The sequence below is a fragment of the Flammeovirga agarivorans genome, assembly GCF_012641475.1.
Classification (GTDB): Bacteria; Bacteroidota; Bacteroidia; order Cytophagales; family Flammeovirgaceae; genus Flammeovirga; species Flammeovirga agarivorans.
Window position 1 is genome coordinate 1,092,512 of the sequence record NZ_JABAIL010000002.1, and the last position, 11,685, is coordinate 1,104,196.

General features: G+C 37.6%; 10 protein-coding genes and 2 rRNA genes. 1 reads left to right on the forward strand and 11 read right to left on the reverse strand.

The annotated features are described in order from the left end of the window. Positions 1-14 precede the first annotated feature (14 nt). From HGP29_RS09135 to HGP29_RS09175, 9 genes are all read right to left on the reverse strand, one after another. On the reverse strand, positions 15-761 hold the full coding sequence (locus tag HGP29_RS09135; protein WP_168882059.1) for a hypothetical protein: 747 nt from the start codon (positions 759-761) through the stop codon (positions 15-17). Between the two features lie 9 nt (positions 762-770). Then, on the reverse strand, positions 771-1,412 hold the full coding sequence (locus HGP29_RS09140) for a TMEM175 family protein (protein ID WP_168882060.1): 642 nt from the start codon (positions 1,410-1,412) through the stop codon (positions 771-773). A gap of 1 nt (position 1,413) precedes the next feature. Next, positions 1,414-2,022 (reverse strand): nucleoside deaminase, encoded by a 609-nt coding sequence (locus tag HGP29_RS09145; RefSeq protein ID WP_168882061.1) that lies wholly within the window; start codon positions 2,020-2,022, stop codon positions 1,414-1,416. Positions 2,023-2,043: 21 nt separating this feature from the next. Beyond that, complete coding sequence (locus HGP29_RS09150; protein ID WP_168882062.1) at positions 2,044-2,784, reverse strand: SDR family NAD(P)-dependent oxidoreductase; 741 nt, start codon at positions 2,782-2,784, stop codon at positions 2,044-2,046. A gap of 57 nt (positions 2,785-2,841) precedes the next feature. After that, positions 2,842-3,642 carry an SDR family NAD(P)-dependent oxidoreductase gene (locus tag HGP29_RS09155; protein WP_168882063.1) on the reverse strand — a complete coding sequence of 267 codons (801 nt, stop codon included), beginning with the start codon at positions 3,640-3,642 and terminating at the stop codon, positions 2,842-2,844. 140 nt (positions 3,643-3,782) lie between these two features. Next, entirely contained in the window at positions 3,783-4,928 is a 1,146-nt protein-coding gene (locus HGP29_RS09160) for an Ldh family oxidoreductase (protein WP_168882064.1), read from the reverse strand. A gap of 74 nt (positions 4,929-5,002) precedes the next feature. Next, positions 5,003-5,773 (reverse strand): SDR family NAD(P)-dependent oxidoreductase, encoded by a 771-nt coding sequence (locus tag HGP29_RS09165; RefSeq protein ID WP_044221200.1) that lies wholly within the window; start codon positions 5,771-5,773, stop codon positions 5,003-5,005. A 31-nt stretch (positions 5,774-5,804) separates the two neighbouring features. Then, complete coding sequence (locus tag HGP29_RS09170) at positions 5,805-6,968, reverse strand: arginase family protein (RefSeq protein WP_168882065.1); 1,164 nt, start codon at positions 6,966-6,968, stop codon at positions 5,805-5,807. Positions 6,969-7,399: 431 nt separating this feature from the next. Further along, positions 7,400-9,442, reverse strand: a complete 2,043-nt coding sequence (locus HGP29_RS09175; RefSeq protein ID WP_168882066.1) for a sigma 54-interacting transcriptional regulator — start codon at positions 9,440-9,442, stop codon at positions 7,400-7,402. A 303-nt stretch (positions 9,443-9,745) separates the two neighbouring features. On the opposite strand from HGP29_RS09175, the gene HGP29_RS09180 reads away from it, so the two are divergent. Then, positions 9,746-10,186 (forward strand): HNH endonuclease, encoded by a 441-nt coding sequence (locus tag HGP29_RS09180; protein WP_168882067.1) that lies wholly within the window; start codon positions 9,746-9,748, stop codon positions 10,184-10,186. Positions 10,187-10,476: 290 nt separating this feature from the next. Here HGP29_RS09180 and rrf read toward each other — a convergent pair. Both rrf and HGP29_RS09190 read right to left on the reverse strand, forming a co-directional pair. Continuing rightward, positions 10,477-10,588, reverse strand: a 5S ribosomal RNA gene (gene rrf / locus HGP29_RS09185). A gap of 121 nt (positions 10,589-10,709) precedes the next feature. Beyond that, positions 10,710-11,685, reverse strand: a 23S ribosomal RNA gene (locus HGP29_RS09190); the annotation flags it as partial.

Genomic DNA, 11,685 nt, shown 5'->3' on the forward strand with positions numbered 1-11,685 from the left:
TTTTTAATGTCTGATTAAAGGAATACTACAAGGGCTAATCGAGCAGTGTGATTATCATCTTTAAAAACACCTCTATAAAAGCCGCTAATTTGTAGTTTTTCTGACAAAGCATATTGTGCAATAAACTCTTGTATATATCGGTCGTTTCTTTCCAGATTGATGTTACTTGCCGAATAAATTGGCGTAACCTGTAGGAACATCTTTTCACTTAAGATAATCGGTGTGATTATTTGAAAAGAGATACCATGTTGAGGATCTTGAAACAAACCTGGGCGCTCAATTACAGGAGAAGATGTATATTGGTAGGATAAAATTGGAAAGGCTTGAATCCAATCTGCAATCATTAAACCTACTGTTACACCTGGCTGGATCAACCAAGATCCTGTACCTAAACCGCTATCGTAATTTCCAGTTGGAGCAAAAATGTCAACCGAAGGACCAAATGCACCAAGGAACTTGTCGTAATTCTTGTATGGGAGATAAAAATATCTCGCTCTAAAATCTCCAATTCCTGTTTTTCCCGTTTCGGTGTTATGTAACAATGGCATCTCTGCCAATATTAGATGTGCTTCACTCGGGGCAAACATAAACTCCGCTCTATACCCATAAGTATCTGCTCCATTTTTAGAATAGTTGTATTCTAAATGGTTGTACAATTGAGTATAAAAGTTTGTTGGTTTTGAAGCGTCTATTTCTTCGTCTTGTGCGAAAAGGAAGTTAGAAAGAAGTAGAAAAATGATACAGATGAAAGACTTTTTCATGATTGTAAATTAATGACCAGCTCGAATACTGGTTCTTGCTAATAAATAATTGGCAATAGGTACTAAAGCAACCATGCCTGCCAACCATGCCAAGAAACTCACATAAGATAATCCTACACAAGCTATGGCTACTATCGGGTCAGCTAAAATTTCATTGGATAATACTTTGATTCTTTCATTGGTCATGTCTTCTTTTAGCATATCGTTTTTCTTTGCATGATGTAGCTTCCAATATGAAAAGATGCCAAGTAATCCCCATACACCACTGAATATAGCTCTGGAATGAGGCTGTTCTGAAGTGAACTCAATGTTCATTTCAAAGTAAGGATAGAGACACAGTAGAAAGAAATAACCAAAGGTGATTAATATTTGATTGAGATTGGTCGTTCTCATCGAATGATGTACTTCGACGAACTTGAACCAATGGATTACTAATATCAAGAAACCGGCTACATAAGGAAGAAAAGGTTTATCCCAAATCAATTGAGATTCCATCACTTTTTCACCTTCTACAATTTCTGTTTCAACATCGAATACAATCAGTCCTAATACAGGGGTAGTCATACTAATTGCGAAAAGGAGCATCCCCAAATGCCTGACATATTCCAGAAAGTAAGTATGGTCTCTAGGTTTTGTTTCTTGTGATGTCATATTAATATCTTTCTAACCATTCATCAACACAGTGATCAATGGAATTCAACCATACTTGTCTAGCAATTTCCTTTAACTTAGGAGAACAATCTGCTTCTTCTACAACCAACCTTGATCCTAATAATTGAAATCCTTCTGGAAGTCTTTCGAAATTAGTCTGTGCACCTGCTTCAATACTATTCGCATCTCTGTAGACATAATAGGTTTTACCTACTTGACTGCAACAGATTCTAGCCAAACACATCGGACAAGGTTCTTGGGAAGTAAATAAAGTGTAGTCTCTCATTCTAGGAGTTTTATTATCACATAATCTATCTTCCAACTCATTCAGGAGCACCATCTCTGCGTGTAAATCCAATCGATGATAAGGTGAATTTGCCTTTGACATATTTTCTGCAATAACTTCATCATGATGAAGCAAACAACCTCCTACTGCAACACTACCAGCTCTTCCGGCACGAATCCCCTGACGAACTGAAATAATCGATGGCCCATCATGTTTATAACCTTCTGGATTTGCTTCATAATCGTTCAGTTGTTGCTCCAATTCATCGTAATTGAATTTTGGAGTTTCGAACTTTAAAACGGGTTTTTCAGTATTGTTACACATAGTAGAATGATTAATGTTTAGTTACCAATTGATTTTTTCACGATCTGTAAAGAAACCTGCAGTTGGTCCATCTTGTGGTAGCGTAGCTAACCATACCGATGTATCAGCTCCTTCTACTGGTGTTTTTGGTCGAGCCTCATCCCCGTAATCAGGTAGTTCGTCGGTATTCATAGCACTGTCTACCCAACCAGGGCAACAGCTATTTACTTTGATACCAAATTCTTCCAACTCCTTCGCAAAAAGCACTGTCATGGCATTTACTCCAATCTTAGAACTTTGATAAGCGGCACAGATATCATCTCTTAAAGGAGAATTCATATCAGATAATTGGGCCAATTGTGCCACTTGAGTGGAAAGGTTAACGATTCTGCCTGCCTCACTTTTCTTTAAAAGAGGAACTAACTTTTGAGTGAAAAGGAATGGTCCGATATAATTCACTTCCATTACTTTTCTAAATAGTTCTTCTGATAAATCTGATGGATGTTTTCCCATATCTACCAACATAGCTGCATTATTTACCAATACATCTAATCTACCGAAATGCTTATCCATAAATTCCACTACTTGATGAAAAGTAGTACTATCTCCTAAATCAAACGATATGGCTTTGGCTTCAATACCCTTCCCTTCTAGTTCCTCGACTTTTGAAGAAGCATCTTGAACATCAGCTAGTATCACTGCATATCCTTTCTCTCCTAAAAGCCTTGCTGTTTCGAATCCAATTCCTTGGGCAGCTCCTGTAATTAAGGCAACTTTCTTCATTTTCAGTTTCTTTAAAACATCATCAACTCCTAAGAGTCGATGATGCTAAATAAGATCTTATAAACCTGGTGCCATACCACCGTGAACCGGCAATACAATACCTGTAATGTAACTCGCTGCAGGAGAAGCTAAGTACACAATTGCTTCAGCAATTTCACTTGGCTCAGCAGGACGACCCAATGGAATACCTGCATTCTCTTTCGCTGCCGCCTCTTCTACAGAACAACCTTCAGCTTCTGCAATTGCCTTATAAGCTTCTTGCAACATGTCTGTATTGATTGCACCCGGAGCGACAACATTTGCTCGGATACCTTTCGCTGCTTGCTCAATAGCCAAAACTTTAGTCGCACCAACTAATGCGTGTTTTGTTGCAACATAAGGATAAGGCATACCCATACCCGCTGCGATACCTGCTGTTGAAGCAACGTTTACAATGGCTCCACCACCAGATTTTTCCATGGCAGGAATAGCCCCTTTACAAACTGCTAAAGCACCTTTTACGTTTACAGCGTAGTTTGCATCCCAATCTTTGTCAGTGTTTTCGTCCAATAAAGCAGAACCAAAACCAACACCTGCATTGTTCACTACGATATCAAGCGTACCGTAAGCATCCAATACTTGTTGAATAGCTGCATCTACTTGAGCTGCATCTGAAACATCTACTAAAACACCCATTGCTTCGCCACCATTTGCTTTGATTGCTGCAACGTTTGCTTCCATCCCCTCTTTAGAGCTGTTACGGCCAGTTAAAACTACTTTTGCACCTAACTCTGCCAATTTCTCAGCAATTGCTCTACCTAAACCTTTTGTTTTTGTTGCTCCTGTTACTAGAGCGACTTTGTTTTCAAGAAGTTTCATTTCTGATTTATATTTTTTGAAGGCTTTCTTTTGTAGATACTTCTGTGTGCCCACGATTGAAATCGTAGGTGGTGGAAGTTTGAGTTTCAACAGGTTGAAACCTATTGAAACTCTTGAGAGCCTACATTATTTCTGATTGATTATTTGTTTCTTTGTGCTTCCCACTCTTCTCTTAAGCTCTCTTCAGAAAGACCGTATCTACCTGCTTGAGTTTGGAAGAATGGCTCCCAGTGAGAATCCAATACCTCAACGATTTCCTCATTTTTGATGATTGATTCATAACCTCTAGCACCTGGCATACCTGGTTTTCTTTGACCTGGACGAGCAGGAGAATCTTCGATAGCTTGAGCAAAACGGTCTGATTTTGCTAAAACTTCGCCTAAAGGACCGAATACTGAAGGGTCGATACAGATAAAGTAAGAACCACCTACTGAAGTACCGTCAGCTTTTTTGTCCACAATATCACCTAGTGATGGAACCTCTGGAGTGATGATACCACCTGGGTTAATGATACCAGAAAGTAATTCGTTGAATAAGTTCAACATGTATACTCTTGGATTAGAAAGTTGTTGGAAAGCCGATTGGTTGTATACACGACCGTAACCTTCGATTGGCTGAGCGTAAGGAGCTAAGTCATTTGATAAAGCACCTGTTTCAGGGTCAATTACATAATCACCTTTTAACTTTGTCCCTTGAAGAACCGCTTGTGCAGTATCTGCATCATACCACTCACAAAGTTTTGTTGACATCCATACTGGAGGTTTATCACCTGCAGGTCCGATACCATCAAACGGAGGTACAGAAATTGTATTTGACATACCACCTAGAGGTGAACACATTGGTACTGAGTTGTTAGAAGTTAACGCTACACAACCTGCTTTTGATGCCATCCAAGTATAAGCACCGAATGAACCTGCGTCGTTATGGTTATGACCGAAAACGATAGCAATACCATGCTTTTTCGCCTTTTCGATTGCCATATTGGCCATCTTAGTTAGCGTCCAATACCCTGAAGATCTTTTACCATCGATTGATGCCCAAGTATCACCTTCTGCTACAACTTCTGGCTCAGCTTTAATATCTAATAAACCTGATTGGTGCATGATATCAATGGCCTCATAAACACCTAAACCTTGGTTTAATTTACCCTGACGGATACCTAACATTAAGGCATCTGCAACCGCATCTCCATGTTCTTCTGATGCACCTGCTGCCATCCAAGTTCTTTTTAAAGCATATCTTAAGAAATCAGCATTAGTCGATTTAGTTTTTCCTTGTGCTCCCATAGTAGTAATTTTTTTGATTGAGATTATATTTTGATGGGTGCAGTCTTTTTAACCACACCCTTTAATTTTTTTAATTATTCCGCTGCTAATGTATTGTAAGCATCGATACTCATACCTGCTGTGAAGCCACCATCGACTCCAATTACTTGACCGTTTACAAAATCACAGTCTTTTGCAGATAAGAAGTGGATTAATGAAGCTACTTCTTCAGGTTCAGCAATTCGTCCAAGAGGTACTGCTTTGTGCTCCATTCTCAATTGCGGTTGACCTTCTGGCGTGTTTGCCATTGGTGTATTTACTGAAGTTGGTGCAATTACGTTAGCTCTGATACCACGGCTACCCAATTCTACTGCAGCTGTTTTTGTGATACCTACTACTGCCCACTTCGATGCTACATATGGAGCTAAATAAGCCACACCCTGAACTGCGGCAGCAGAAGCTACATTGACAATACGACCACCGTCGTTCATCTGAGGAACACCGAACTTGATACCATGAACAACACCTTTAGTATTGATAGCAAAGTTCTTATCAAAATTTTCGATGTCTGTTTCCATCATGGTGTCGTAACCAAAGTTTGCACCAGCGTTATTTACTAGAATATCAATTTTACCGTATGTCTCAACAGCTTTATTGACCATCGCTTCTACTGATTCCGCACTAGAAACATCACATTGAACGAAAGTAGCTCCGATTTTTTCAGCGATCTCTGTTCCGTCTTTTCGACCTGAGATTACAACTTTCGCTCCTGCAGCGATAAAACGCTCAGCAGTTTTCAAACCGATACCAGAAGTACCGCCTGTTACGATTGCAACTTGTCCTTCTAATGAAAAGAAATTTGCCATGATATATTTAATGTTTTAAAGTTCTGAGTGATTAAAGTGTAACGTTACCAAACGCTTGAGGCCAGTTTGTAGGATGATTTTCACCACCATTTCTACGTTTCACATCTGCCGCTAACCAGCAAAGGATCTTCCAGCTAAGACCTGCAGCGATGTAACCAAATGTTTTCGCAGGGTCATTTTGCGGAGCGTATTCAACAACATCAGCACCTACAAGATTTACTTTACCTGACATTCTCACTAATTTCAATACATCATGTACCCAATTGGCATCCAAACCAAATGGCTCAACAGCAGAAGAAGCTGAGTTGTATACAGGGTCTAATGAATCCAAGTCTAGTGAGATATATGTTGGGCCGTCGCCTACTACTTCGATAATTTTGTCCGCCATTTCTCTTGGAGACATTACTCTAGCTTCATCAGCGAAGTATACATTAGTACCGAAGTTTTTCGCGTGACCACCTACAAGACCAGTCATTCTACCTCTGATACCAATTTGGATCATTCTTTCAGGGTCTACATTACCTTTTGCAAAGTTTTGAGTAAACATGTTACCTGAGTGATATGGATATGGGAAGTCAGCTTCCGTTACCAAATCATAGTGAGCATCAAAGTGAATTACTGAAAGTGGACCGTAAGTCTCACCCAACGTCATTAAAGGAGCTACTGAAACAGTATGGTCACCACCCCACATAAATGGAACAATGTGATTGTCACAAACAATTTTTCTGTAGTGTTCAATAGCATGTTCCATTTCACTTGACAAATCAAACTGACCATACGTATCAATTGTACCATAGTCAATAATGTTAGCAAAATCGAAAGGAATATCGAACTCACCATTAATCCATGGCTCTGTTGTACCCATGAAGTTTTTCGATAATTCTCTTAATGCTTTTGGACCATATTTATGTGAAGCATTCATAGGAGCAGACTTTTCGAATGGCATACCAATAATAGCAATATCTGCTTCTTCCAAGTCTCTTGAGAATGGAGCCATAAAAGCACCTAGGTAATCTTTGTTGATGTTACTCAAAAACTCGATACCTTGTCCGCCACCCATAGTTTTTACTCTTTCCAAGTGAGCTTTAACGTCTGGATGAACACCATCTCTACTTGTTGAGTTCTTCCATAAGTCTTGGTACTTTTCTAATCTCTCTTGTGGGATAGCAGGGTACTTTTTGATTTCCTTTTTCATAGTTGAATGATTTTATAGTAATGAATATTTTATTCCGTATTTGAAGAAGATAAATTATTATTCAATCGTTCGAATTAATTATTCTTCGATTAAAAAACCGCTGTTTAAAAGCGATTTCAATTTCAATAACGTCTTAGGATGAATTAAGTTTCAAAAGTGGGTTATAAAAATTTCTTAATAACATTGAATAATAATGTAGGTTATCAATAAATATCTCCCTTATATAAAAGGGCCGTAATTAGATTGTCGTAATATGTCGATGACTTCACAATGTTAATAAATAATATTTGTTAACATGAAAAAGAATTAAAAAAAAGCTTAAATAATTCGTATTGAATTTATTTTCAGACACTTAACTAAAATAATAATGAAAAAAAAGTAGACTTTTTTCGTTATATATCACTTAAGTATTTAAACACAGTGTACTTTACCTAAATTTTCTTAGGTTTATGAATATTCAATTTTTTCAATTTCGATCTCAAAGTTGCTTCATTAATTTTCAAAAGTTCCGATGCACTGTTCTTTCCACTTACCTTCCACTTACAATGCTCCAACGTCTTGGTTATATATTGTTTTTCATACTCATCGAGACATAAAAATTCAGTAACTACTGCTTTGTGTTCTTCTTTATAAGTATCAAAATCTAAAAGACGCAATGTCTTTCCATGAGAAGACACTGCCGCTTTCTTTACGATATATTTCAATTCTTTGATATTCTCTGGCCAATCATAAGACTGTAACTTTTTGATTGTGGCTAAAGAAACCTTCAGCGAAGGAATTGCATTTTTCTTACAATAGTCTTCAATAAAAAGATCTACATAATAGGGAATATCAGACATGCGGTATTTTAAATCGGGTAGATTAATTCTATAAATAGAAAGGTATTTATGTAGCTCTCCATTAAATTCATCTTCTTCTACCAACTTCCTTATGTCTTTAGTCGTAGTAGCTAAAATTCTAACATCATATTCTTGCTGTTCCAGATCATCCTGTCGCTTCAAAAGGTCCAATAAATCCAATTGATCCTCATGGGATAACTCATCTATATCTTCTAGAATTAATGTTCCTCCATTCGCTACATCTAATATGCTTTTGTTATACCCTTGGTTATAGGTATTATCATCATAATACTTGGACCTAAATATCCCATTCAAAGTTTTGTGACAACGGTATTCTATTTGTGGTTTCGTTTTACGGTCTCCTTTCTTAATCAGCTCATTCGCCAAAAAAGTTTTTCCTGCACCCTTATTTCCTTCTATTAGTACTGTTGTTTTATAATTAGCAATTCGGTCGAGCTCTTTATCTATTGACTTTGCGAAAGTACTTTCTACATATAATATATTAGAAACACTTTTACGCTGTGCATTCTGTTTTAAAAAAGTGTTTTCTTCTTCAAGTTTCTCTGTAGCATCTTTTAATTGCAGCAGTGTCTGCTCCAATTGTCTGTGTTCATTCAGCTTGTCAGTAATATCATACCCTACTATAAAATCTACATACTTTCCTTTACCTCTTAATACCTTGACTTTTGAATATTCGATATTCCTCACTTCGTCACTTGTTAACTGCAACTTCCCTTGGTTCTCTGAATTTTCTTCCTTCTCAAAAAAGGTATTTAAGTTCTTATTGATGATTTCCCATTTCTTACCATAAAATTTCTTCTCTGTAAATCTATTGAGGTAATTAATTTTTTGATTCTGATCGTGACCAATTACATATAAATCTATATTCTCAATAAGGTCTTCGTAACTTCCATTGATGTTCAACAATACTCTATTTGCATCAATTTTTTTCTTGAAATGTAGAAGTAGATCAACCGAAAGTAGCATCACTATTAAAGCTGTCATATACTCAGAAATATATACTCCCTCTATTTCACCAACATCAATCATTACATCATATATTCCGCCTAAAGTGAAACAAAGAAATAAACAACTCACAAAAACGACTTTAGAATTCTTGTAAGAATAGATGATCAACCTAACAAAGAAAACCAGACAACTCAGGTAAAAAATAGAAGAAACCCACTCATAAACTTCATTAGTATTGCCTACCAAAATATAGTAAAAGCTATTGGCTGAAATTTCGATTCTTTTTATTGTTTCATTTCCTGTGATTACAAATTCATTATTAAAATAAATAATTAAGAGAATCGACAGTAACGTAATCCCTGTGATTCCATAAAATGATTTATTTACTCTGTATTTTGTTAAATCAAATAGTGCTAAAAATACCAGTTGAATTAAAGACAAATAAATAACCATTGTTATTGTCAAGTAATTCTGGTAATCCAATATTTCCGTTTTGGTATGTAACTGAGTACTAGAATAGATATAGATAGCCGACATAATACTCATGCCAGCATATATGATTTTATTTTTCTCCTTCTTCTTAAACAAGAAAAATATGAAATAGAATATTGATAAGGATAAGAATAATCCAATAAGGATAAAATTTATTTGTTGCAGAAAATTCATTCAGGTTATTCGTTCAGGTTAACACAATATATAATATACTCTATGATAAAGTAACAAAGCAAGCTTCTTTGATAGATTTCAATAACATTGAGTAATATGATATTAAAAAATTCTAAAAGATAATTAAGTATGAATCCTTAAACACTATTCAATCGTTCAATTAATAATACTGGTATTAAATAATCTAACTTTCAAGATATGCTGTGTAGAATTAAATTGAAAAATATTGATAGTAGTGTGCTTATTTCAACAAACACTTTAGAATTACTAGAACACCACCCTTATTTTAAAAAGATAAATCTGATGGAAAATTTAAGAATACATTCAAATGGGTATGTTTTCTTTCAAAAAAATTATCCTCAACCTAATGGAAAATACAAGAATATCACACTATACCTCCATAAAATCATTGCAGAACACTTTGTGTCAAAGGTAGACTCCGATAAGAAACTCTTTGTACACATTAAAAATGGTAATCTACTAGATCTTAGAGAAGACAATCTAGAATGGGTTACCATGGCTGATTTACGAAGAAGGCAAAAACATCGTAATAAAACAGGTTTTAGGGGTGTTACTCAACTTAGTAGTAATTCTTTTAAGGCAACGCTTTACATCGATGGAGACCGTGTAGATATAGGAGTTTATAAAACTGCTGAAGAAGCTAGTGAAGCCTATCAAGAGGCTTCTGAAAAACTATTTGGCAAAATTAAAAAGCCTGTAGCTAAGAAAAATCTCACCCTCTAATAATAGTAGGAGTTGAATTTAAGATATTCACAATCTTCAGTGAAGTTCAATCTTAACAACACCAATAATTTTGATAACTTTATTTCATCGTAAAATTATCAGTATCTATTCTAAATTCTTGTTGATAAACTATGTATACAAAAGAATAATACACAAAGTTATCAACAAGGATTTTTTAGTTTAAACATAATTATCAACAATAGACTACTTATTTAGTTTACCTGTGAATAATTGATGTAAAAAAAAGGTTAGCTAACATCTTGTGTTAACTAACCTTCTATATTTAATGAATGTGGCGCCGACTTACTCTCCCGGGGGTTAACCCAGTACCATCAGCACTGTAGGGCTTAACTGCTCTGTTCGGAATGGGAAGAGGTGAACACCTACGTCATTGGCACCATCAATTTCTTAATGATCTAATGATTTTTTGAATCTAATCACTATCATAAAGTTGTACTATAACTTCATTGACAGCGAAAAGGAAAAACTCTGTCGCTACCTCTCATCAAGAAAGGTAGCAACCGTAGAAAAGCTTTTGGGCGATTAGTACTTCTCAGCTGAATCCATCTCTGAACTTACACTTGAAGCCTATCAACGTCGTCATCTACAACAACCCTTATAAGGAAATCTCATCTCGAGGTGGGTTTCGCGCTTAGATGCTTTCAGCGCTTATCCGCTCCACACATAGGTACCCGGCGATGCTCCTGGCGGAACAACCGGTACGCCAGAGGTGTGTCCAACTCGGTCCTCTCGTACTAAAGTCAGAGCCTCTCAAATTTCCAACGCCCGCAACAGATAGAGACCGAACTGTCTCACGACGTTCTGAACCCAGCTCGCGTGCCACTTTAATGGGCGAACAGCCCAACCCTTGGGACCTTCTCCAGCCCCAGGACGTGACGAGCCGACATCGAGGTGCCAAACCTCCCCGTCGATTTGAGCTCTTGGGGGAGATCAGCCTGTTATCCCCAGAGTACCTTTTATCCTTTGAGCGATGGCCCTTCCATGCGGTACCACCGGATCACTATGTCCCACTTTCGTGCCTGGTCGAGATGTCTCTCTCGCAGTCAGGCTCCCTTATGCCATTGCGCTCTTCCGACGATTGCCGACCGTCGTGAGGGAACCTTGGAAAGCCTCCGTTACTCTTTTGGAGGCGACCACCCCAGTCAAACTACCCACCAAACAATGTCCGGACTTTAAGCCCGTTAGACCGTCGAACAGGAGAGGGCGGTATTTCAACAATGACTCCAAAACGCCTGGCGACGCTCCTTCACAGTCTCCCGCCTATCCTACACACTCCTGGCCAACGGCCAACGTTAAGTTGCAGTAAAGGTTCATGGGGTCTTTTCGTCCCGTTGCGGGTAAGCGGCATCTTCACCGCTACTTCAATTTCACCGAGCTCATGGCCGAGACAGCGTCCAGATCGTTGCACCATTCGTGCAGGTCGGAACTTACCCGACAAGGAATTTCGCTACCTTAGGACCGTTATAGTTACGGCCGCC

Coding starts and splice junctions, on each gene's coding strand:
- HGP29_RS09155 (WP_168882063.1), bottom strand. CDS start 3,642: ATGAAACTTCTTGAAAACAAAGTCGCTCTAGTAACAGGAGCAACAAAA.
- HGP29_RS09180 (WP_168882067.1), top strand. CDS start 9,746: ATGGAAAATTTAAGAATACATTCAAATGGGTATGTTTTCTTTCAAAAA.
- HGP29_RS09140 (WP_168882060.1), bottom strand. CDS start 1,412: ATGACATCACAAGAAACAAAACCTAGAGACCATACTTACTTTCTGGAA.
- HGP29_RS09170 (WP_168882065.1), bottom strand. CDS start 6,968: ATGAAAAAGGAAATCAAAAAGTACCCTGCTATCCCACAAGAGAGATTA.
- HGP29_RS09145 (WP_168882061.1), bottom strand. CDS start 2,022: ATGTGTAACAATACTGAAAAACCCGTTTTAAAGTTCGAAACTCCAAAA.
- HGP29_RS09135 (WP_168882059.1), bottom strand. CDS start 761: ATGAAAAAGTCTTTCATCTGTATCATTTTTCTACTTCTTTCTAACTTC.
- HGP29_RS09160 (WP_168882064.1), bottom strand. CDS start 4,928: ATGGGAGCACAAGGAAAAACTAAATCGACTAATGCTGATTTCTTAAGA.
- HGP29_RS09175 (WP_168882066.1), bottom strand. CDS start 9,442: ATGAATTTTCTGCAACAAATAAATTTTATCCTTATTGGATTATTCTTA.
- HGP29_RS09165 (WP_044221200.1), bottom strand. CDS start 5,773: ATGGCAAATTTCTTTTCATTAGAAGGACAAGTTGCAATCGTAACAGGC.
- HGP29_RS09150 (WP_168882062.1), bottom strand. CDS start 2,784: ATGAAGAAAGTTGCCTTAATTACAGGAGCTGCCCAAGGAATTGGATTC.